18 protein-coding genes are annotated in these 22,552 nt (G+C 36.6%); 11 read left to right on the plus strand and 7 right to left on the minus strand.

Annotation, left to right across the window (positions count from 1 at the left end; all coding sequences use genetic code 11):
- The first annotated feature begins 10 nt into the window (after window positions 1-10).
- On the plus strand, window positions 11-3,172 hold the full coding sequence (locus ACKTTZ_RS24615; protein WP_407846866.1) for an efflux RND transporter permease subunit: 3,162 nt from the start codon (window positions 11-13) through the stop codon (window positions 3,170-3,172).
- Complete coding sequence (locus ACKTTZ_RS24620) at window positions 3,165-4,634, plus strand: TolC family protein (RefSeq protein WP_407846867.1); 1,470 nt, start codon at window positions 3,165-3,167, stop codon at window positions 4,632-4,634. The genes ACKTTZ_RS24615 and ACKTTZ_RS24620 overlap by 8 nt, the downstream gene beginning before the upstream one ends.
- Window positions 4,635-5,228: 594 nt before the next feature.
- On the opposite strand, the gene ACKTTZ_RS24625 is transcribed toward ACKTTZ_RS24620, so the two are convergent.
- A complete protein-coding gene (locus ACKTTZ_RS24625; RefSeq protein ID WP_034696416.1) occupies window positions 5,229-5,429 on the minus strand; it encodes a hypothetical protein in 201 nt (66 codons plus the stop codon).
- Window positions 5,430-5,489: 60 nt separating this feature from the next.
- Between ACKTTZ_RS24625 and ACKTTZ_RS24630 the strand changes: the two genes are divergently transcribed.
- Window positions 5,490-8,444: a SusC/RagA family TonB-linked outer membrane protein gene (locus tag ACKTTZ_RS24630; protein ID WP_407846868.1), complete on the plus strand. Its 2,955-nt coding sequence runs from the start codon at window positions 5,490-5,492 to the stop codon at window positions 8,442-8,444.
- A 10-nt stretch (window positions 8,445-8,454) separates the two neighbouring features.
- Window positions 8,455-9,918: a RagB/SusD family nutrient uptake outer membrane protein gene (locus ACKTTZ_RS24635; protein WP_407846869.1), complete on the plus strand. Its 1,464-nt coding sequence runs from the start codon at window positions 8,455-8,457 to the stop codon at window positions 9,916-9,918.
- A gap of 317 nt (window positions 9,919-10,235) precedes the next feature.
- Here the strand turns inward: ACKTTZ_RS24635 and ACKTTZ_RS24640 are convergent, their stop codons facing one another.
- Window positions 10,236-10,748 carry a hypothetical protein gene (locus ACKTTZ_RS24640; RefSeq protein WP_253317762.1) on the minus strand — a complete coding sequence of 171 codons (513 nt, stop codon included), beginning with the start codon at window positions 10,746-10,748 and terminating at the stop codon, window positions 10,236-10,238.
- A gap of 74 nt (window positions 10,749-10,822) precedes the next feature.
- Window positions 10,823-11,332, minus strand: coding sequence for a DUF305 domain-containing protein (locus ACKTTZ_RS24645; protein ID WP_253317763.1), 510 nt, complete (start codon window positions 11,330-11,332; stop codon window positions 10,823-10,825).
- A gap of 246 nt (window positions 11,333-11,578) precedes the next feature.
- Here ACKTTZ_RS24645 and ACKTTZ_RS24650 point away from each other — a divergent pair, with 246 nt between their 5' ends.
- Window positions 11,579-12,616, plus strand: coding sequence for a serine hydrolase domain-containing protein (locus ACKTTZ_RS24650; protein WP_407846870.1), 1,038 nt, complete (start codon window positions 11,579-11,581; stop codon window positions 12,614-12,616).
- Window positions 12,617-12,897: 281 nt separating this feature from the next.
- Here the strand turns inward: ACKTTZ_RS24650 and ACKTTZ_RS24655 are convergent, their stop codons facing one another.
- A complete protein-coding gene (locus tag ACKTTZ_RS24655; RefSeq protein WP_407846871.1) occupies window positions 12,898-14,013 on the minus strand; it encodes an acyltransferase family protein in 1,116 nt (371 codons plus the stop codon).
- A gap of 183 nt (window positions 14,014-14,196) precedes the next feature.
- On the opposite strand from ACKTTZ_RS24655, the gene ACKTTZ_RS24660 reads away from it, so the two are divergent.
- The 5 genes from ACKTTZ_RS24660 (at window position 14,197) to ACKTTZ_RS24680 (ending at window position 18,162) form a co-directional block, all read left to right on the plus strand.
- Complete coding sequence (locus ACKTTZ_RS24660; RefSeq protein WP_253317766.1) at window positions 14,197-15,261, plus strand: sensor histidine kinase; 1,065 nt, start codon at window positions 14,197-14,199, stop codon at window positions 15,259-15,261.
- Window positions 15,254-15,946 carry a LytTR family DNA-binding domain-containing protein gene (locus tag ACKTTZ_RS24665; protein ID WP_051934354.1) on the plus strand — a complete coding sequence of 231 codons (693 nt, stop codon included), beginning with the start codon at window positions 15,254-15,256 and terminating at the stop codon, window positions 15,944-15,946. Before ACKTTZ_RS24660 ends, ACKTTZ_RS24665 begins: the two co-directional genes overlap by 8 nt.
- Window positions 15,947-16,292: 346 nt before the next feature.
- Complete coding sequence (locus ACKTTZ_RS24670; protein WP_034696405.1) at window positions 16,293-16,853, plus strand: hypothetical protein; 561 nt, start codon at window positions 16,293-16,295, stop codon at window positions 16,851-16,853.
- An 80-nt stretch (window positions 16,854-16,933) separates the two neighbouring features.
- Window positions 16,934-17,653: an ABC transporter ATP-binding protein gene (locus ACKTTZ_RS24675; protein WP_407846872.1), complete on the plus strand. Its 720-nt coding sequence runs from the start codon at window positions 16,934-16,936 to the stop codon at window positions 17,651-17,653.
- 23 nt (window positions 17,654-17,676) lie between these two features.
- Entirely contained in the window at window positions 17,677-18,162 is a 486-nt protein-coding gene (locus ACKTTZ_RS24680; protein WP_407846873.1) for a hypothetical protein, read from the plus strand.
- 87 nt (window positions 18,163-18,249) lie between these two features.
- Here ACKTTZ_RS24680 and ACKTTZ_RS24685 read toward each other — a convergent pair whose 3' ends face one another.
- Entirely contained in the window at window positions 18,250-18,684 is a 435-nt protein-coding gene (locus ACKTTZ_RS24685; protein ID WP_407846874.1) for a hypothetical protein, read from the minus strand.
- Between the two features lie 48 nt (window positions 18,685-18,732).
- Entirely contained in the window at window positions 18,733-20,670 is a 1,938-nt protein-coding gene (locus tag ACKTTZ_RS24690) for an SPFH domain-containing protein (protein ID WP_407846875.1), read from the minus strand.
- 443 nt (window positions 20,671-21,113) lie between these two features.
- On the opposite strand from ACKTTZ_RS24690, the gene ACKTTZ_RS24695 reads away from it, so the two are divergent.
- On the plus strand, window positions 21,114-21,551 hold the full coding sequence (locus ACKTTZ_RS24695; protein ID WP_034696401.1) for a hypothetical protein: 438 nt from the start codon (window positions 21,114-21,116) through the stop codon (window positions 21,549-21,551).
- 123 nt (window positions 21,552-21,674) lie between these two features.
- Here ACKTTZ_RS24695 and ACKTTZ_RS24700 read toward each other — a convergent pair whose 3' ends face one another.
- A complete protein-coding gene (locus ACKTTZ_RS24700; protein ID WP_034696400.1) occupies window positions 21,675-22,475 on the minus strand; it encodes a patatin-like phospholipase family protein in 801 nt (266 codons plus the stop codon).
- Between the last annotated feature and the right edge of the window lie 77 nt (window positions 22,476-22,552).

The raw sequence follows: 22,552 nt of genomic DNA on the forward strand, positions 1-22,552 counted from the left end.
AAGCAGCATTATGTTTAAAAAAGTAATACACCGACCGGTTTTCGCCATTGTGATATCGGTTGTGATCCTGTTTATGGGAGGGATTGCCATGAAGCAGCTTCCTACGGAACAGTTTCCAAAAATTGCCCCTACCACAGTAGCTGTTTCTATTGCTTATCCGGGAGCGAGTGCAGATGTATTGGTAAAATCATCTTTGATTACGATTGAAAATGCCATCAATGGAGTTCAGGGAATGCGTTACATCACTACTGATGCCACCAGTGCCGGAGAAGCTACGGTAAACGTTGTCTTTGATCCCGGAACCGATCCCAATGAAGCGGTGGTTCTGGTAAAAACCAGAGTGGATCAGGTAATGCCTTTATTACCCGAATTGGTACAGAAAGAAGGAGTTGTGGTAAACCCGATTCAGCCGAGTATGCTAATGTACGTAAACCTTTACAGTACGAATAAAAGTATGGATGAAAAATTCCTGTACAACTACTCTATGGTAAATATCATCCCGGAAATCAACCGTATTCACGGGATCGCAAAGTCTCAGATTCTGGGAAGCCGTAGATATGCCATGCGAATCTGGCTGAATCCTGACCGTATGCGTGCGTATTCTATTTCCGTAGATGAGGTGATGAAGGCCATTGGCGAGCAGAGTATCATCGGACGTCCGGGAAGAATCGGGCAAAGTTCCGGTATTGCAGCACAGTCGCTGGAATATGTATTGACTTATAAAGGACAATATAATAAACCGGAAGAGTATGAAAATATCATTGTCCGTTCCAACGCAGAAGGAGAAAATGTAAAGCTGAAAGATATTGCCAAAGTGGAACTTGGAAGTGAGTTCTTTGATATCTATTCCAATCTTGACGGACATCCTTCCGCATCTATCGTTTTAAAACAAAATTATGGAAGTAATGCCAATGACGTGATCAGAGATGTGAAAGCGAAACTGGCAGAAATGAAAGGAAACTTCCCTCCAGGCGTTGATTACAAAATCAGTTATGACGTTTCCCAATTCCTGGATGCTTCTATTGAGCAGGTAATGCATACGTTGAGAGATGCCTTTATCCTTGTAGCCATCGTGGTTTTTATTTTCCTTGGTGACTGGCGCTCTACTTTGATTCCCATTATTGCCGTACCGGTTTCTTTGATCGGAACTTTCTTTGTCATTCAGTTCTTCGGATTAACCATCAACCTTGTTACTCTTTTTGCATTGGTATTGGCAATCGGTATTGTGGTGGATAACGCCATTGTTGTCATTGAAGCCGTTCATGCCAAAATGGAAGACAGTAATATTTCGCCTTACAAAGCGGTAAAAGAAGTAATGGGTGAAATTGCAGGTGCTATTATTGCCATTACAGCCGTGATGGTAGCCGTGTTTATTCCTATTTCATTTATGACAGGTCCGGTGGGAACTTTCTATCGTCAGTTTTCTATTACCATGGCAAGCTCTATTGTGATTTCTGCGGTAGTGGCACTTACTCTGACTCCGGTTTTAGCTGCAATGTTATTGAAAAACCATCATGGAAAACCTAAGAAAGTCAATATTTTCACCAAAGCTTTAGACTCTTTTAACAGCGGATTTGATAAAATAACAGGAAAATACGCTTCATTCCTTAGAAAAATCGTGAGCCGAAAGGTGGTAACATGGGGAATTCTGATTGCTTTCTGTGCCGGAATTGTGATGATCAATAAAGTACTTCCGGGTGGGTTTATCCCGAACGAAGACCAGGGAACCATCTATGCCATTATCCAGACTCCTCCGGGTTCTACGCTGGAACAAACGAATAAGGTTTCCAGAACATTGCAGAAAATCTGTATGGGAGTAGACGGTGTGGAATCTGTATCATCTCTGGCAGGATATGAAATCATGACGGAAGGTCGTGGTTCGAATGCGGGAACCTGTCTGATTAACCTTAAAAGCTGGAACGACCGTGAGCATTCTGTAAAGGAAATCATGGAAGAACTGGAAGAAAAATCTAAAGATCTCGGAGCTACCATTGAGTTCTTTGAACCACCGGCTGTACCAGGATTCGGATCTTCGGGAGGTTTCTCCATGAGACTTCTGGATCTGAACAGAACGACCGATTATCAGGAATTTGATAAAGCCAATAAAGATTTCATTGCCCAGCTTAAAAAGCGTAAGGAACTTTCAGGAGTATTTACCTTCTTTGCAGCCAATTATCCCCAGTATGAACTGGTTTTTGATAATAATGCAGCGATGCAGAAAGGAGTTTCTATTGGAAAAGCGATGGACAACCTCAATATTCTGATCGGTAGTACCTATGAACAGGGCTTTATCCGTTTCGGACAGTTCTTTAAAGTATATGTACAGTCGTCTCCGGAATTCAGAAGACTTCCTACGGATATTATGAATCTGTATGTGAAAAATGACCGTGATGAAATGGTTCCTTATTCCGCATTTATGACGATGAAAAAGACACAGGGGCCTAATGAAATCACCCGTTACAACATGTACAACTCTGCAGCAATCCGTGGACTTCCGGCTTCCGGCTATACAACAGCAGATGCCATTCAGGCTATCAATGAAACAGCGGCTAAAACACTTCCTCACGGATATAAAGTAGCCTGGGAAGGATTGTCTTACGATGAAGCGCAACGTGGTAATGAAGCGATCTATGTATTCCTTGTTGTTTTGGTATTTGTGTATCTGGTTCTGGCCGCTCAGTATGAAAGTTTCCTTATTCCGTTTGCCGTACTTTGCTCTTTACCGGTGGGAGTTTTCGGGTCTTTCTTATTATTAAAAACAATGGGACTTGAAAATGACATCTATGCACAGGTAGGATTGATCATGATTATAGGATTACTGGGTAAAAACGCAGTACTTATTGTAGAATTTGCGGTTAAAAGACGTCAGGCAGGAGATTCTATTCTTGAAGCAGCTGTAGAAGGTTCCAAAGCCCGTTTCAGACCGATTCTGATGACCTCTTTTGCCTTTATTGCAGGATTGGTTCCGCTTGTTTTTGCAAGAGGAGCCGGAGCGATCGGAAACCATACCATTGGAGCATCTTCACTGGGAGGAATGCTGATAGGAACGCTATTCGGAGTGATTGTAATTCCGGGGCTCTACTACATATTTGCCAAGTGGTCTGATGGTAAAAAAATGATTAAAGACGAAGATGAATCTCCATTAAGCGAAGACATGATCCATTATGAATAAAAGAAAAATATATCAATATGCAGGTCTGGCAGTCGTCTTATTAAGTCTTACTGCCTGTAAACCTATCGAAATCGTACAGCGTGCTGAAAATAAAACCGTCCCTGAAAAATACGGTTCAGCAGAAAATGACACTATCAATACGGGAAAAATGAAGTGGAATGAATATTTCAGTGATCCTCATCTTCAGGAGCTGATTAGTCAGGCTCTTCAGAATAATCAGGAACTGAATATTGTCCTTCAGGAAATTGAAATGTCTAAAAACGAAATCAAAGCCAAGAAAGGTGAATATCTTCCGTCTGTAGGTTTAAAAGCCGGAGCTGGCGTAGACAAAGTAAGCCGATACACCAATATCGGAGCGATGGAAGCCAATACCGAAATAGAACCCGGCAGAGAAATGCCTGAACCTTTATTTGACTTTGGAGTTGGTGCTCAGGCACAGTGGGAAACCGATATCTGGGGAAAACTTCATAATGCCACAAGAGCACAGGTACAGCGATATCTTGCGAGCATTGAAGGAAAGAATTTTATGACAACTCATCTTATTTCTGAGATTGCAGATTCTTATTATGAACTGTTGGCACTGGATAATGAGCTGGTTATTTTGAATCAGAATATCAAAATTCAGAATGATGCACTGGAGATTATCAAAGATTTAAAGAAGAACGCCCGATCCAATGAACTGGCTGTACAGAGATTTGAAGCCCAGGTTCTGAAAACTCAGGGAATGCAGTATGATATCCAGCAAAAAATTGTTGAAACTGAGAATAAGATCAATTATCTGGTAGGAAGATTTCCACAACCTGTGGAAAGAAGTCAGGATTCTTTTGATTCTGTTGTTCCGCAAGCCGTCTATGGAGGAATTCCTTCTGAACTATTGGAAAACCGACCAGATATTAAACAGGCTGAATATGAACTGGCTGCGGCCAAGCTTGACATTAAGGTGGCCAAAGCAAGGTTCTACCCTTCTCTTGATCTTTCTGCCGGAGTTGGACTACAGGCTTTTAATCCTTTGTATATCATCAAACCTCAGTCGTTCCTGTTCTCTCTTGCAGGAGAACTTACAGCGCCTCTGATCAACAGAAGAGCGATTAAAGCGGCTTATAATAATGCCAATGCGAAACAGATTCAGGCAGTGTATCATTATGAGCAGACTGTTTTGGGAGCTTATATTGAGGTAGCGAATCAGTTGTCTAAAATTCATAATCTGGAAAGCAGTGTGAATATCAAAACAAAGGAAGTAAATGCTTTAACGAAGTCGATTGATATTTCTAATGATTTATTCAAATATGCCCGCGCTGATTATATGGAGGTTTTACTGACTCAAAGGGATGCCCTGGAATCAAGGTTTGAGCTGGTGGAAAAGAAAGTGAACCAACTTAAAGCAAGTGTTGCTGTGTACAGAGCACTAGGTGGCGGTTGGGACCAGACACCTTTGGAGGTTCCGGATATTACCAAACAATAAATTCTTTTCAATCTTGTTTTTATAGGAGTCTGCCGAGAGGCAGGCTTCTTTTTTTAGGTTTTGGCTAAAGCCTGATGATTTTTTAATCTTCGGTAAACGGGCTAAAGCCCGTTCCTATTGAATGTTTTTTTTCCCACAGATCGCACAGAGAGGCTGGCTTCTTTTTTTTTGATGTTTTTTTAATCTTTGCTAAACGGGCTAAAGCCCGTTCCTATTGAATAGTATAGAACGACTATAAAATAAACAAAAAGTCTACAAAATAAATAGACTTCTAATTTTAATTTTAATTCACACTTGAAAATTAACTTTTTTATCATTTTTTAACATTTGCAACAATTCATTCAATTAATTGATAATCAATTTATTATTCTATTAAAATCTAAATCACAATCATTAACCCACTAATTTAGTAGACTAATATGATTTATCTCATACTGTCCTTTTATAGGGGTTTGTCATTTATTAAATAATTTTGACCCAGTTAAAAAAATCATAAACTTTATTCTCATGAATAAGAATACCTTTAATTCTTACCTATGCACCATTACGGCGGCAGCTTCTGCACAGCAAAATTGTTGTGGAATGTCTGCCCTTTCACAGCACAACCACATTTCTCAAGACATGTGCTTTGATATGATGGGCATGATGATGATGTGCTAACTTTTTAAGAGATACATTCATTACTGTAGGAATTAAAGCCAAAGAATTCAAGGCTTCTTTCATCCGGGTACATCTTCTGTAAATTTTAATCTTCCATTTTTGATATCCTCCCTGAAAAAGGAGGCAGGGAATCATTATTTCTTACGGAGAGATCAGCAGTAATACACAATTCAGTTTTAAACCTAGATTAATATAATGAAAAAGAAACAATGCAAGCTTGGTGTATTGGCCTTACTGCTGTTCGCGGAATATGGTTTTGCCCAAAGCAAAGACAGTCTTTCCAAAGAAACCTCCATCAAAGAAGTAGTGGTGGTAGCTTTTGGAAAGCAGAAAAAAGAAGAGATTACAGGATCTGTACAGTCGCTGAAGGCTAAAGATCTCTCTAATCTTCAAAATGGAAATATTCTTCAGGGAATTGGAGGAAAAGTAGCTGGGGTACAGGTGATTTCCTCAGGACAGCCAGGTTCCCAGCCTACCATCAGAATGAGAGGAATAGGTTCTATCAACGCGTCCAGCGATCCGTTAATTGTACTGGATGGTATTCCGTACAGCGGAAACCTGAACAGTATTGCAGCATCGGATATTGAAAGTATTTCTTTTCTGGAAGATGCCTCTTCAAATGCTCTGTATGGTTCCAGAGGAGCCAATGGTGTTATTATTGTAAACACCAAAAGAGGAAAAAGTAAAGGCGTAAGTATTGAAGCCGATGTAAAAACAGGGGTTAATTTCAGATCTATTGAAGATTATTCGGTCTATACTTCTCCTCAGGATTATTATACCGCTTATTATAACCGAGCCAGAATTGGCGAAATCGCAAGACTAAAACAACCGGGAGCGGTTCCTTCAGGTCCGTCTCCTCATGATGTGGGACTTTCAGCATTGACAAAACTTGGGTATAATGTGTATAATGTTCCTTTTAATCAGCTGATATCAAAGGATGGCTCTTTTAATTCTGATGCGAAATTACTGTATCAGGATGACTGGAAAAAACTGCTTTTCAGACCTGCTTTAAGGCGAGAAGCTACAGTAGGTATCAATGCTAATGGAGATCAGGTAAAATCTTACACTTCCCTTAATTATCTTGATGATAAAGGATATTTAATCTCGTCAGGTTTTGAAAGATTCGGGATCAGATCTAATGTAGATTACGCTATTACTTCAAAACTGAAGCTGACCAGCGCTTTATCTTACACTTACAGCAAGCAGGATTTCGGTGAGACCGGAGGTTTCTCCAACCCTTTCCAGTTTGCCCGAAACATTGCCCCTTTCTATCCTGTTTTTCTGAGAGACAACAATTACCAGAGGCTTTATGACAGTTATGGAAATGCTTTATATGACTATGGAGACGGCCAGGGTCCTAACGGAGCTACAAGATCTTATGCGGTGTTTGAAAATCCTGTAGGAAACCTTCAGAAGAATAAATCACAGATCGTAAGTAATGTGACCAATCTTAATCTTGGACTAAATTATGAAATCATCAAAGGACTGGATTTTACCTATAATTTTGGTGCTTATCTCGAAAATACCAGAAACCTTCAGTTCGGAAATACGGAAGGAGGAACTTCATCTTCTGTAGGAGGAACTATTTCGCAAAGTTCAAACTTTAAATATACACTGAACCACCAGCAGTTGCTTACCTACCAGAAAAAACTGGGAAATCACAGCTTCAATCTCCTTGTAGGACATGAGCTGAATAAGATAAAAGATGATGGTTTTTCAGGATCAAAACAGCAACTTTTATTACCTGACTCACAAGCTTTTGATAATGCTGTGAAAATTACCGGATTATCAGGAAGCGGCTATGAATATGCTGTAGAAGGATATTTCACGAGGTTACTCTATAATTATGACGGTAAATATTTCTTCAATGCTAACATTCGTAGAGACGGTTCTTCTGTATTTTCTCCGGAGAGCAGATGGGGAAATTTTTATGGACTGGGACTGGCATGGAATATCGCAAAAGAAGATTTCCTTAAGGACAACAGCGTGATTAATTCTTTAAAATTAAAAGCTTCTTATGGCCAGCAGGGAAATGACAACATCCTTTTAAGCGGCTCTTCCAGAGACTACTATGCTTATCAGGATATCTACGGAATTAATAACTTCGGAAATGACAAGCCTGTTCTATCTCTTAAAAAACAGGGAAACAAAGATTTAAAGTGGGAAACTTCCAAAAACCTGAATGCCGGTTTTGAAATTTCACTTTTAAAAAACAGAATCAACCTGAATGCTGATTATTTTGAAAGGAAAGTTTCAGATATGATCTACACGCTTCCTCTTCCTCCATCTAATGCGGGCTCCTATGTGAAGTACGGAAATATCGGAGATATGACGAACAGAGGTGTTCAGGCTAATGTAAATGTGGAGATCCTTCGTGGAGATGAATTCCAGTGGAATTTTTATGCGAATGCTACTCATTACAAAAACAAGATTACAAGATTACCGGCCGAGCAGAGAAATACAGGGCTTGTTTCAGGTTTATTTATCCTGACGGAAGGTGGAGACCGTTACACGTATTTCCTCAAAGAATTTGCAGGAGTAAATCCTGAGAATGGTGATGCTTTATGGTATCGTACAACAATCAACCCAACCACTCAAAAGGAAGAAAGAACAGTAACCAATAATTATAAGGAAGCCACCGATTATAACACAGGAAAGTCTGCCATTCCAAAGGTATATGGAGGATTTGGGACAGATTTCAGTTTTAAAAGATTCAATCTGGCAGTGAACTTTGCTTACCAGTTTGGAGGTTATGGCTATGATGATATTTACAGAAGTTTATTCCATTCTGACAGCTATGGTTCTAACTATTCTACGGATCTGGATAAAACCTGGACTCCGGAAAATACAACAGCAGCTTTACCAAGAGTAGATCTTACAGCTACGAACCAGAACGGAAATTCAACACTGTATCTGATCAAATCGGATTATATCAGTCTTCAGGATGTAACCCTTTCCTATCAGCTTCCTGAAGGCTTTGCACAACAGGCAGGATTATCAGGATTGAAAATTTATGTGACAGGGAACAATCTATACCTATGGTCAAAGAGAAAAGGATATGATCCAAGAGCTTCACTGACAGGAGTTTCTGATGCTTATCGTTATTCTCTGCTGTCCAGTGTCTCTTTAGGGTTTAAACTTAATTTTTAAAAGAACAGGAATGAACACAATAAAATACTTTATAACAGCTGCAACCCTAAGTTTTTTGGCGACCAGCTGTGCTAATGATCTCAATACGTTGCCGGAAGGAGATATTTCCGGAGAGCAGCTCAATAACGATGCAAACAGTCCGGAAAAAATCCTGGGAGGAATCTATCTTGATCTTCGAAGCAATGGTGCAGGCGGTACTAGCGTTCACTCAGATTTCGGAATCATGGGAATTAAAGCAGGTGCTGATCTGATGTCCAATGATGTGATCCAGTCTACCAACCAGCATTTAGGAATGTTTTATAATTACGAAGCCACCAATGCCAGTAATATTGCTTCTGAGATTGTATGGACTACTTTTTATGCAAGAATATTCGTGATCAATAAGCTGCTGGATGGTCTGGATAAAAATGCCAATGCAAAAAACAGGGCAATTGCAGGACAGCTACTCGCTTTAAGAGCCTATTCTTACTTTTATCTGGTCCGCTTTTATGCCAATGATTATAATGGACATCAGTCTGAACCCGGACTTCCATTGGTTCTTACCGCAACTAATCCAAGTCAGGGACTTCCAAGATCAACGGTTGCTAAAGTGTATACGCAAATCAAAAAAGATATAGAAGAATCCGTTTCGCTTTTAGATACATATGCCCGCCCTTCCAGGGCCCAGATAGACCAAAGAACTGCCAAAGCTATTGCTGCCGAAGTATTTCTGGAAACAGGAGATTATCTTAAAGCCGCCAAATACGCTGAGGAAAGCAAGCAGGGAATTGCCCTGATGACTGAAGATGATTATACCAACACCGGATTTTCCAACATCAATAATCCAGAAGTAATATGGGGTTTTCATAATACCATTTCCACGATGAGTATCGGAAATTATTACGCTTCTTTCTTCTCCATGTTTGATAATACCAATGAAGGTTATGCCGGAGCTGCACAGATCCGTAAGCTGATCGATAAGCGTCTTTATGAAGCCATTCCGGCAACAGATTACCGTAAGAAAGTATTCAATGGAAGCCAGAATGCAGCGTATACTTTTAATGGAAAAACAAAAAATTATCCGCCTTATGTAAGCTGGAAATTTAAAGATCCTACGCTCTTTGAAGGAGATTATATTTACATCAGAGCTTCTTCATTATATTATATACAAGTGGAAGCCCTTGCCAGACAAGGACGGGAAACAGAAGCAAGACAGGTATTGTTTGAAATTACCTCAAAAAGAGATCAGGCTTATACATTGTCTACAAAGTCAGGCAGCGAGCTGATTAATGAAATTGTCCTGCAAAAGAGAATAGAACTTTGGGGTGAAGGTTATGCCTGGTTTGATATGAAAAGACTCAATACTCCTTTAGAAAGAGTATACACAGGAACGAATCATACTTTTGGAAGATTCAACCTTACCCCGGATAAATTCAGATTCCAGATTCCTAATAAAGAGATTAATAATAACCCACAAATCAAACAGAATGAGTAGATAAACAGAAACAATTTTACATTCAAATATATTCAGTGACGAGGCACCATTTACTTGTAAGTGGTGCCTTTTTTATTGACTAATGTAAGATGCTGACATTTTTTTGACTTTCACTTGCTAAAAATCTTTGATTTTTTCGCGCCTTAAATTATACATAGAATTAAAAAAACTTTGCGTCTTCAAAAAACACAAATAAGAAAGGTATAATTGGAAAACGCAAAGACGCAAAATGGTATTAAGAAGGTTGCTATAAGGCGCAAGAATTTTATCTGCGATAAAATTGAATACTGTTTATTTTCAAGTCTCTTGCAGATTATTTATTTTATAACAATATCAGATTTGTAATGATCTTTCACCAGTTCACCATTTTTATACAACCTCTGATTAACCACCTTTCCTTTTTCATTAAAGTAAAGCCACAAAGCATTTTTTCTTCCCAAAGAATCCAGACGTCCCATTTCTTTCGGCATTTTATTGTTATGAAGAATCTGAACAGGGTATAATCCTTTCAGGTCTTTCAGGGAATCCATTTTTGCAGGGATCAGTTCAGAGTCATTCCCGATTTTGAAAATATATTTTTTTCCTTTATCACTATTCAAAATCAGTTCATCACCTGAAATCTTATATTTACCTTCTGAAAAAGATGCTGTTACAATCTGATCATAGCTTACATGTTCTGTTTTTAAAAATTCAAAATTTCCATCTTTTATATAAAGTGAATAACTTCCATTTCCCGATTCCAATTCAACATATTTAGGATATTCTTTATCTTTTTTACAGGAAATAATGGAGAAAAGAAGTATAAAAAGGCAGATAATTTTAATTTTCATAAGAACTAAATTATTAAAATATCCTGAATAACATAAGAGTAGATCACTATTCTTGTTATTTCCTGTCTCCTACTCTACCTTCCTTCAAACTCCCGAAGTTTTCTTTTCATCAGCTTAATTTCTGCAGATTGGGTTTTAAAAATATTTCTCTGAAGGATAATCAACTGTGGATCGCTGAGGTGTACTTTTTCAGATATCAATAGGGCTGCTGCATGATGAGGAATCATACTTTTTACAAACTGCCTGTCATCCACATTCACCTGTTCTCTGATTCCAAACCAGGAAAACAGACTTGTCACCACTCCAATACTTACAATGATCCAATTGAGTGTTTTGTTCCTGTACCTCTTTCGCATGACCCATAATTCAATAAGTAACATGGCTGAAACCATCATGAGAGTCATGTATAAATTATTAATATTTGAAATAAAATTTCTCGGGTTGTCTATCATCGTGTACATAATGATATACATAAAACAGAACATCATCAAAGCCATAAGTACAAATCGGCTGTACATTACAGAAGAATTAATTAAATGTTTTTTATTTTCTTTCAAAGAAGAAACTTCATTTTTACGCTTCATATTTTCCATAAGAGAGGGCACTGTAAATAATATTATATAATTCAAAAACTTGTGATAAAAATAATAATATTTATCTGACAGGTTTATGCTTATACTCATAATAATTGACGAAAATACTTCCTTGTACAATCAAAAGAAAAAGATATATTTGGGAACTCAAATCTTTTGAACTGCTCAGTTGCAAAATGATTTCAATGAGAATAGTTTTCATTCCCCATCTCAATTTTCAGCTATAAAACATTAATAATGACCAAAACACAATTATTTTTCACCGGTATATCTTTTACCTTGCTATCTTTTACCGCTTCAGCTCAGAAAAAAAACACGTATGCTCAGAAAATTGACAGTATTATCACGGCTTCCAGCCCCATAAAGTTCAATGGCGTTGTTTTGGTCGCTCAGAAAGGAAAAGTACAATATCTGAAATCCAACGGTTATAAGGATTTTGAAAAAAAGATTCCTTTGAAAACAGATGATCAGTTTGAAATCATGTCAAACTCTAAGCAGGTGACCGCTGTTTTAGTTCTACAGGCTGCCGAACAGGGAAAGCTGGATCTTCATACTCCTATCAAAAAATACCTTCCTGCTCTTACCCAAACCTGGGCAGATACAGTAACAATCCACCATCTCCTGAACCATACTCACGGAATTACCAAACTGGAAAAACCCTCTGCTTTCAAAGCCGGTTCTCAGTTTAAATATGGTAACCTCTCTTACATGATGCTTGGAGAAATTCTTAAAAATACAACAGGAAAAAGTTTCACGGAACTTGCCAATTCTCTTTTCAAAAAACTAAGAATGGATCAGACTTTTGTTTATAACCCAAAGAATAATCAATCTCTCGTTCCCGGTTATATGAATGAAAACAATCAGTTTGAAAAAGTGAAAGAGTCTTTTCTGAATGAAGATATCGTTCCTGCTGCAGGAATTATTTCTACCGTACAGGATCTGGCAAAATGGGATCAGGCATTATTTAAAGGAAAATTGTTATCTCCTGAATTTCAAAAACAAATGATGACTCCTTCTACCCGTTCTCAACATGATGTATTTGGAAAAGAAAGCATGGGATTCGGGTATAATGTAAGGTTCATCAAAGAAGCAGGTCTGGATTATTTTGCAGTGACTGGCCTTGGTGATGGGTTTACCTGTCTTAATGCCTACTTTCCTTCCACAGATACCACTTTGATCATCCTCGAAAATCAGATGCCTAAAAGCAGTGAATACTGGAGTTTCAAAGAAGCTGCAATAAAAAATGCTATTCTGAAGGCAATCACGGCTAAATAAACCCCAAACTATTAAAAAGTATCCACCAAAACCTTTTAAAATACACAGCATTCAATTTTATCGCAGATAAAATCTTTGCGCCTTATAGCAGAACTTTTCATACTATTTTGCGCCTTTGCGATTTTCCAACAAAACCTTTTGTATTTATGTTTTTGGGGAAAATCGCAAAGGCGCAAAGTTCTTTTAATATTATATTTTTTAAGGCGCAAAAAAAATCAAAGATTTTTAGCAAGGATACTACTTTTTCAATTTTTGAAAATCTATCCTGAAGGTGGTAGATATTATACAATTCTTTTCAAAACTTTCATTTTAATTACAGAAAAAGGTTTTTCTATCACAAACCTGTAGAATAAGCCTCCAAGTATACAGGCAAAAAGACAAACCATAAGACTTATATTATCTGATGTTTCAAATTTAAAATAATCAAGATCTTCCTGCACGAGATGAATAATTCCTTTATGTGAAAGATAAACAGCATAGGATAAAGCTGCCAGTTGAGCAGTGAGATAAGATTTTGTCCGATACAGGAAAGATGATTGGGAAACTGCAGCCATAAGAATAATTCCAAAACTTATAGCTACCAATGTAAACCCGAATATGGAAGCTGTTTTTGAAGCCTGCTCATTACACACCCAGAAAGAAATTCCCAACAGGATAATTCCTACAAAGAAAAGTCTGTTCCCGTTGTTATTCACTATTTTTTTGAATTGTGATGAATACTGCATTAAATATCCTATCAAAACACCTATCCCCAAACCATCCAACCTTGTATGAGTGGGGTAATATATTTTCATATACCATAGTTTCCAGAAATCAGCGGAAGCTGTATCCAGCCCTGTGATATATTCATTCCATGTCATCATTCTGGCTATCATAGAAAATCCAATAACAGCTATCATCAGAACTGCCAGATGTTTGAAAAGTTTTGCAGGGATTAAAATTAAGAGAAACAAGGGAAGAATAAGATAAAACTGCTCTTCGATACATAAAGACCATGCATGGGAAAAGGTTCCACGGTTGATAACATCCAATCCATAGTTTTGGGTAAAAGTAACAAACTTCCATAACGGAGATAAAGCTTCACGCTCCCGAAAAAAAGGGAATGTAAAATAAAGGAAAAGCGTAAAAAAGTAAGCCGGAAAAATCCTGAAAAACCGTTTTATATAAAATGCTTTCAGACTGATATTTCCTTTATTCTTTATTTCTCTGAACAATTGTCCTGAGATCAGGAAACCGCTTAAAACAAAGAACAGATCTACTCCCGTCCAGCCAAACCTTCCGATACTGTCTATCCAGTCAGGATGTTTGAATGCCCGGTAATGATACATGAGCACTAATAAAATTGCAATCGCTCTGAGATGATCTAACCCATAAAGCCTTTCTGAATGTTCCTTCATTATTTTTTTATGCAAATGTGGATGAATTCCAGACTTATTTCTGGCATAGAATCCGGACAACTGCCTATTCAAGATAAACGACAAAATATGCAGTTTATACCGTGAATAATGTAGTCTGTCATTATTTTAAAACCATTAGCATAACATTTTCCTAAGGTTACTTAAGATTTTATATTTTTGGGGATGATGAAAACTCTGTCAGAAATTCAGATCAGACAAAATCTATACTTCCAGCTGCTCTTCTGGACGGCTTTATTTTTATTCGGAACAGTGAGAATGTATGGAGAATATGATGGTGAAGCTTCCAAAGAGTTGATTATTTATAATTTTTGTCACTGGATTTTCCAGATTGCAGGAGCCAATTTTATTTATTTTGTATTGATCCGCAATTTTTTTGATCAGAAAAAGTATATTGAATTAATCCTGTCTATTCTTCTCAGCCTTTATATTATTTCTGTCATTAACCGTTTTTTTATCGTTTATATTGCAGAACCTCTATTCATCAATGAACTAAAAGACAGTCCTTTTGATATTTTTACAGATATTCCTTACCTGCTGCTTCATTACACTTTTCCGATTATCAGTGGTTCCTTTATCTTTACTTCAATCATGTTTATCATACGGTATAAGGACGAAAAAGAACGTACTCTCAAACTGCAGAAGGAAAAGACGGAGCTGGAACTTCAATCTCTCAAATCTCAGCTCAATCCTCATTTTCTTTTTAATACCCTGAATAATATCTATTCTCTGTCCATCAGCCATTCCGAAAAAACTTCCCAATCCATCAGTCAACTTTCGGATATTCTGGATTATATTTTATACAAAGGTCAGAAGAAATGGGTGCAGGTTTCTGATGAACTGGATATTATAGACCAATATATTGCTTTGGAAAGCCTCAGATATCATGAGGAAAGGTTAAAAATTCAGAAATATATTACCATCCATTCTCCCAATACCATTCCGCCACTGCTGTATCTTACTCTGGTAGAAAATGCTTTTAAACACGGCGCCGGAAAAAGTTCGGAGACCACAGAAATAAGGATTGAGATCAAAACGAATCAACAGTATTCTGTTTTTACCATTGAAAATACTTTTTCGGACCACCCGACAAATCATGAAAAAGGAATAGGACTCCAGAACATACAAAGGCAGCTTCAATATCATTATCAGGAGCATTTTAGCTTTCGAATGTTAAAGGAAAACAATATTTTTAAAGTAGAAATAACAACACCTTCCCATTATGATTAACTGTATTATTGTAGATGACGAACCTTTAGCTGCATCATTACTGGAAAATCATATCTCAAAAATTGAGGATTTGAAGCTTACAGGAAAAGCTCAAAATGCAATGCAGGCCTATAAAATACTGCAAAATCAGTCCGTTGATCTGATGTTTCTGGATATTCAGATGCCTCACCTCAATGGAATTGATTTTCTGAAGTCCTTACCTCAAAAACCGAAAACTATTTTCACCACTGCCTATCGGGATTTCGCTATTGAAGGTTTTGAACTTGAAGCTGTAGATTATCTCCTGAAGCCCATTACCTTCGAACGTTTTTTCAAAGCTGTAGAACGTATATTGAGAAATGCGGACGGCAATAAAGAAGACTTTATTATCATTAAAACAGAAGGAATGCACCGCAAGCTTTCCCTTTCAGAGATCCTCTATTTTGAAAGCCAGGGAAATGATATCAAAGTGGTATTAGCAACCCAGGAAAGCTTTATTTCAAAAAGTAAAATAACAGATATTGAGAAAATCTTATCTGGTAAAGGCTTTGTAAGAATCCACCGATCTTTTATCATTAATGCTGCTTTCGTAACTGCCTTTAGCAATAACGAACTGATTGTCAGTAAGCATCAGATCCCTGTTGGAAGAAGCTACAGACAGGAGTTCGATTCCTTTATAGCCACTTTTTCAAAAAACAAATTGTGATAAGTTCTTTAATTTTAAATCATAAAATTACATTTTTAACATTTATTTTAAATTAATTTTTAGTTCAATCTTACTTAAAGGATTTTCAATCTGTTTTTCAATGCATTACATCTTTCCAACAATCAAAAACCTATCTCAAACAGACATCACAGCACTGTAATAAAAGAGAATTAATCTCATGATTACCAAACTTTTATATAAACAATGAAATCCATAGCATCAGCAGATGATCACGTATAAATATTAAAAAAAAGTGTTACTTTTGCTTTAACGAATAAAATTGTTTTTTAGCTTTTTTATGAGTAACTTTATGTGCACCAAGTTATAAAACATTAAAATTCATTCCATGAGAAAAATAATTCTACTTATTACATGTATGTTCGGTATTTCAGTTTTCTCACAGATCAAAGTGTTGAAAAATGAAAGTTTGGTGGAAATTGGTAAAGATAATTCCGTTGGTCTCTATAAAAAGGAAGATAAATTTACAATCAATTACCAGGATCTGAACACCAGCAACCTGAACACAATCCGATCTTTTTCATTCCAGAATCTTAATGGAGATGTAGCCGGATTATATAAACTTATTATGGATGGTTTTGTTTCCACTCCAGAAGAAAATGTTGTATTGGAACTGCCCAATGATATCATAGAACTTCATTATGAAAAAAACTATGGTCAACAAACCATGCAGTTTATCCAGGTGATCAACAAAAACAGAAAATACATTGGAAAATCCCAGTTTTTAAACCAAAAACAGGTGGAAAAAATCTTTGGAAGAACCAATGGAAAGTATGCTATGTATGATAAACCTGCTACGATAAACCCAACGGGTAATAAAGGAGCCACAAATACAGCCTCTACAGCAACTCCTGCATCAGGCGGAGCCAAGAAAAAATCAAGAAAATAATTATATTTTATAAATATTGCGAAACTCATTCTATCGGATGAGTTTTTTTATTTTATTTTTGCAAAAAGATAGTAAAACTTATGCCGCTTCAGATAATCAATTTAACCAAAAAATTTGGTGAGCAGACTGCCCTTGACAATATCAACATTTCTATTGATAAAAATGAGATCATTGGTCTTCTTGGCCCAAACGGTGCCGGAAAATCTACCCTGATGAAATCTATTGTCGGTGCACTGAAAATTGATCAGGGAGAAATTATTTTCAATGGTATGAATATCTCAGATCATGAGATTGAAAGCAAAAAGAAAATCGGTTTTCTTCCGGAGAATAATCCGCTTTATCTGGAGATGTATGTGAAAGAATACCTTCAGTTTGTTGCCAACATCCATAAAATCTCTGAGTCCAGAGTAGATGAGGTCATCGAACTGGTAGGAATTACTCCCGAAAAAACCAAAAAGATCGGACAGTTATCTAAAGGATACAAACAACGTGTAGGGCTTGCACAGGCCATTATTCATCAGCCGGATTTACTGATTCTGGATGAGCCTACCAACGGTCTGGATCCTAATCAAATCATTGAAATCCGTAATGTGGTAAAAGAAATCGGACAGCAAAAGACTGTTTTACTATCTACCCACATCATGCAGGAAGTGGAAGCGCTTTGCTCAAGAGTCATTCTGATCCATAAAGGAAATATTCTTCAGGATTGCCCAATTGACGAATTTAAAGGCAAATTTGAAAGCCTGGAAGATGCTTTTGCAAGTTATACGCAGAATTTTGAGGTTAAGGTTGAAAACTAAATTAAGAGTTTTATTTTGTAATTATGAAGACAAAATTTACTTTTAAAGCATTTTTACCAGCTTTATTGTTAATTCCTCTTTTCTATGTTATTATATTAGTTATCCCCGCTATTTTTACTACAAAAAATTATAGTACACCCTTATTTCCAAGAATATTTATCCCAAGTATACTTATTTTTTCATTTCTAATAGTATTTGGAGAAGTAAGAACAAAATGTATCAGCGTAACAATCAACAAAAATGATATTGTTGCTAAAAGGTTTTTTGGACTTCTAACTAAAACTTATAAAATTTCTGAAATTGAAGGTTGGAAATTTAGCCATTTGACAGGTAAAGGAGGAACTTACGAATATCTTTATTTGTATAAAGAAGGAAATAAAGTTGTAAAAATATCGCAATTCTATCATAAAAATTATTTTCAGGTAAAAAATTACATTCAAGGAAATTTTAAGTATTTAGGTTATGAAAAGTTATCTTATACTGATGAGTTCAAAGAAATATTTAAATAATCACTTCATATTATTTTCTAAATTTATTTTAAATAAAACAAATTATTATAATTAAGAAATCGCCCGAAAGTTTTTCGGGCGATTTTTTTAGTTTTTAATGATATATCCTACAGGTGCTGTAAATTTTAAAATCTCATATTTTTTATAGTGAACCCAGAATTTATTCTTGTTATGAAAATCCTGGTTCATGTAAAGTGTATCTTTTTGAGGCATAAGCACAATATAAATATCTTTATCAACAACTCTCATTTTCTCACTTACAATATGAATATTGGACAATACTTTTTTTGAAAAAGAGGAATTACTCTGTTCTATTTTTGAAGCATTTATATTTTCTACAAGTTCATTTTTAACCAAATGATTGCGTACTGTAATCATTAAAAAAAATAAAATCAAGCTAATAAGCATACCTAAAAAGGCCCAAGAACTTTTTTTTATAATTTCACAATAGATTTCAATAATGGAGAAAACAAAAAAACTAATAATCAGTAATGCTATAATGATCTGAACGATATAAATCATTTTAAAAATTCTAAATTTGAATTAAGTTTAAGTTATTTGTCAATTAAGTTAAGAGTTGTTATCTGTCTTCTCTTCAGTAGCAGCAACTGTTTCAATATTTTTCTTCTGAACCTGTTCCAACAGCTGAAGTCCCAAAAGCCCGCTGATTCCTCCATTCGCTGAATCACCGTTTCCTCCGATTAATACTTCAGGCATTATTCTTACATTCTGACTCGCTATATTTTCCATGATTTTTAATTGGGTAAAATTATTTCCGCCCATTGCTTCTACAGACAGTTTGTAAGATTCTGCATTAGATTTACCGATGGCCAGAATTTTTTCTGCTTCAGCATTACCAGTCAATGAAATCTGCTCAGCACTTGCTTTAGCCAGCAACTCTATTTTTTCTGCTTCAGCTTTTGCGAGAAGTCTTGTTTTCTCTGCTTCTCCGGTTGCCAACAGTTTCAATCGGTCTCCTTCTGCATTCGCCTGCAGCCTTACAGAATTAGCATCTCCGGTTGCTTTTTTCACCGATGCATCCGCTATTCTTTCTGCAATCACAACACCCTGATCTGCTTTTACAATTTCTTTCTGCATATCCGCAACAGCCGTTTCTTTTTCCAGTGCCTGACGGGTTTCCTGAGCCAGCATTTCAGTTTCATAAGTAATCTTCTGCTCTTCCGCCAGTTTTCTGTCTGTTAAAGTCTTCATTAAACTTTCCGGTGGAACAATAGCTCCAATCAAAGTATCAACAGCATTCACGTTATATTGTTCCAAAACACTGCTGATGTGTTCTTTTGCCGACTGTTGTCTTTCTTTTCGGGTTCCTAAAAAGGCAATCACATCACTATCCTGCGCTGAGTTTCTGAAATAATTCCCAATCGTCGGCTCTAAAACCTGGCTCACAAGATTGATCATATTCCCGAAACGGGCAATTACTTTTGGAGCTTCATAAGTAGGAATATGAATAATTTGGGAAACATCAAGATTGAAAGGGAAACCGTCTTTGCTTCGTACGGTAATCGTTGAAAGATTTTTGTCGAGTTGATGTGATTCGCTTCTTTCATAAGCCCAGTTCAATACCAAGTTAGTGGTAGGAACAAGCTCAACCTTCATGATATAAGGATTAATAGGATATTTTCCGGGACCAATGGGTTCTGCCCAAACGCCTTTATGACCTTTCTCAACGATATTTCCATGTTTAAAATCAACGCCGCTGAGGTCTTTTCCCTCTTCACCTACATAGCTGATAATGACGCCAACATGGCCAATCGGAATTTCCGTCATTTTTACCATTTCAACTTTTGTAAACCAGGGATTCAGAAAATAGGAACCTGCCAGAATCACCTGTTCCTGAAGACCTTTATATCCTCCATTATTTAAAAAAGTATCTACATCCTGAAACTTATTATGATCATTGATAATTTTACCTGCGATCTGACCTTCTTCCAAAGGACTTCCTTCCATTGTGGTGATAATTCCGACTGCATTGTCAGGAATTTGAGTCATATCCGTTAATTCTATTTCAAACAATAAGGTATTGATTCTGTACGATCCCGGGGCAATAATTGCAGTCTGACGACCTTTTCTTCCTCCATTTTTTAAAAAGGCTTCTGCATCCTGAAAAGAATCGCAGTTCACTTTTCTGGCTAAAATTCTTCCTGTTTCCAGTTCTATCCCATCTTTTGCCAGCAGTAAACCTATCTTTCCAGTCGGAATCACTGTAAAAGGTTGAAAATCGATAGAATATTGCCAGATCCATTTTCCAAAATATACTCCCGGAGCTAATGTCTGAGCCTGAAAACCTGCTTCTCCGTTGGTGGCGATAATTCTACCTTCCGGAAGTTCCTGCTTTCCTACCAACACAAATTTTTTGGTCACCAAACCAATTTTGTCCTGAGGAACAATGATCAATCCAAAGAAAATTCTCAAAATGAATTTGTAAAATAGTACGCACAAAAGCGCCATTACGGCCGGAATCATCCAGCCATGAAAACCTAATTCCATAGTTTGTTTTTGTTTTTTAATTAAATTTTAAAACAGGGATTGCGCTCTGATTCTTCAGAGTATGAAAAAACAGAGTACGAATTATGTGATAATTCTTTCGAAAAAAATTAAGAAATTACAGGAGGAGATGTATTAAAAATCGTGAAGATGATTTCTGATACTTTTAATAGAAAAAACTTAAAGTTAATTAGTTTCATTTTGATAATAAAGGAACGAGATCCTTTGATGGTACAAATGTACATAAGAAAAGTATTCAGTTGTTTCAGAATTTGATACTATTTCGCAAACAAAATAGTAATCAATTGAAAATCAATATCATTATTTTCAACAACCAATATATAAAAGTCTTAAGAACTTCTTTTTCAGAACTATAAGCCCTCTCTTTAATGAAAATTGGCTCTATATTTGATAGAGTCTGAAATATTAACCAATAACCACTCAATATGATAAAGCATATTTTATTAGGGACTTTCTGCTTAGCTCAGTTTTCTTTCGCTTATGCCAAAGAAGTTCCGGCTCCTAAAACAGACGGTTTTATTACTTCTTCTGCCCTTCAGCAGGTACCGAAGACTGTTATTATCAAAACCAAAAAGTTCAAGATCAGAATCGACAAACAGCCGAATGGCAAGTACCTTTACCAGTCGTGGAATGCCAATGCAAAGATTACGGCAAAGCCAAGCATGATTATCAGCGATGGTGAACTGATTCCTGATGGTACGGGAGGAAACTACTATATCAATTTCAGTAACGAGGGGCACAGCTATCAGATCTGGAGAAATTATCTTACAGATTCTCCGAAAAAAGCACCTTATACATTGGTTGTAAATGATGCTAACGACCGTGAAATTGTTCGCCAGGACGGATATGTAGTGAAGAATTAAAGCTGGAAGATGGAGGATAGAAGCTGGAAGTTGTTATAGTCATTCTATAACTTCTGTTTAAGAACTCAAAATCTTTTCTTTCTTATAAAATAAAAATCCTGTATTGATTGATACAGGATTTTTTTATGTTCCGGATTGTCTTAATTCTGTGAACAAAGTACTTTCTTCGTAACTTTCTTTTGCGGCTTTGTAACCGATATTGAAGATCTCTTCCAATCTGTCTTTTCTCCGTTCAAAAGTTCCGTAGGAAGATAATTTTTGGGAAGAAATGAACCAGTCACAGTAATCAAATTTTATTTTTTCAATCCTATAGGAAAGTAGGTCGTAAGAACGGGAAACGATAGCTTTAATGGAGTTCAGATCCTTGATCTTTGCTTCGTTGGGCGGAGATACAAATACACCGATCAGCTTATCACAATCTTCTCTGATGATATCTGCCGGGAAGTTATTCAATACTCCTCCATCACAATACATTTCATCTCCAATGATGTAAGGAGTGGTGATTCCCGGAATGGAGCATGAAGCAATAATGGCATCAACAATCTCAAAATCTTTATCAAAAATCTTCTGGGTTCCGGCAACAAGCTCTGTGGCTACAATTTTCACTTCGATATCAAGATCACCCAGTTTCATTTCATGGAAAATAGGTTTCAGATAGTTTCTGAAAATTACCGAAGATACAAGTCCAGGCTGATTGAATGTAAAGTGTTTCCAGTTGAAAAAATACACGGAATTGAAAAATTCCAGTATTTCTTCCGGAGTTTTTCCTATGGCATGCAGACAGCCTACAATAGAACCTGCGCTGCAGCAGGAAAGGATATCTACTTCGATTCCTTTTTCCCTTAAGAATTTTAATACTCCTGCATGAGCGATTCCTTTGGTACCGCCTCCTGATAAAACAAGTCCTACTCTCTCAAAATTCATAGAATAAATGTAAGAAAACAGGCTGATATAATTAAGTTAATTTTTATAAATATGCTGATTTTAAAATTATTTTAATA

It is taken from the genome of Chryseobacterium sp. KCF3-3 (genome assembly GCF_045865955.1).
Lineage (GTDB): Bacteria > Bacteroidota > Bacteroidia > Flavobacteriales > Weeksellaceae > Chryseobacterium.

Bases quoted from the DNA above. Each gene is read 5' to 3' on its own strand.
- ACKTTZ_RS24615 (WP_407846866.1), top strand. From the start codon at position 11: ATGTTTAAAAAAGTAATACACCGACCGGTTTTCGCCATTGTGATATCG.
- ACKTTZ_RS24620 (WP_407846867.1), top strand. From the start codon at position 3,165: ATGAATAAAAGAAAAATATATCAATATGCAGGTCTGGCAGTCGTCTTA.
- ACKTTZ_RS24625 (WP_034696416.1), bottom strand. From the start codon at position 5,429: ATGATTCCCTGCCTCCTTTTTCAGGGAGGATATCAAAAATGGAAGATT.
- ACKTTZ_RS24630 (WP_407846868.1), top strand. From the start codon at position 5,490: ATGAAAAAGAAACAATGCAAGCTTGGTGTATTGGCCTTACTGCTGTTC.
- ACKTTZ_RS24635 (WP_407846869.1), top strand. From the start codon at position 8,455: ATGAACACAATAAAATACTTTATAACAGCTGCAACCCTAAGTTTTTTG.
- ACKTTZ_RS24640 (WP_253317762.1), bottom strand. From the start codon at position 10,748: ATGAAAATTAAAATTATCTGCCTTTTTATACTTCTTTTCTCCATTATT.
- ACKTTZ_RS24645 (WP_253317763.1), bottom strand. From the start codon at position 11,332: ATGAAGCGTAAAAATGAAGTTTCTTCTTTGAAAGAAAATAAAAAACAT.
- ACKTTZ_RS24650 (WP_407846870.1), top strand. From the start codon at position 11,579: ATGACCAAAACACAATTATTTTTCACCGGTATATCTTTTACCTTGCTA.
- ACKTTZ_RS24655 (WP_407846871.1), bottom strand. From the start codon at position 14,013: ATGAAGGAACATTCAGAAAGGCTTTATGGGTTAGATCATCTCAGAGCG.
- ACKTTZ_RS24660 (WP_253317766.1), top strand. From the start codon at position 14,197: ATGATGAAAACTCTGTCAGAAATTCAGATCAGACAAAATCTATACTTC.
- ACKTTZ_RS24665 (WP_051934354.1), top strand. From the start codon at position 15,254: ATGATTAACTGTATTATTGTAGATGACGAACCTTTAGCTGCATCATTA.
- ACKTTZ_RS24670 (WP_034696405.1), top strand. From the start codon at position 16,293: ATGAGAAAAATAATTCTACTTATTACATGTATGTTCGGTATTTCAGTT.
- ACKTTZ_RS24675 (WP_407846872.1), top strand. From the start codon at position 16,934: ATGCCGCTTCAGATAATCAATTTAACCAAAAAATTTGGTGAGCAGACT.
- ACKTTZ_RS24680 (WP_407846873.1), top strand. From the start codon at position 17,677: ATGAAGACAAAATTTACTTTTAAAGCATTTTTACCAGCTTTATTGTTA.
- ACKTTZ_RS24685 (WP_407846874.1), bottom strand. From the start codon at position 18,684: ATGATTTATATCGTTCAGATCATTATAGCATTACTGATTATTAGTTTT.
- ACKTTZ_RS24690 (WP_407846875.1), bottom strand. From the start codon at position 20,670: ATGGAATTAGGTTTTCATGGCTGGATGATTCCGGCCGTAATGGCGCTT.
- ACKTTZ_RS24695 (WP_034696401.1), top strand. From the start codon at position 21,114: ATGATAAAGCATATTTTATTAGGGACTTTCTGCTTAGCTCAGTTTTCT.
- ACKTTZ_RS24700 (WP_034696400.1), bottom strand. From the start codon at position 22,475: ATGAATTTTGAGAGAGTAGGACTTGTTTTATCAGGAGGCGGTACCAAA.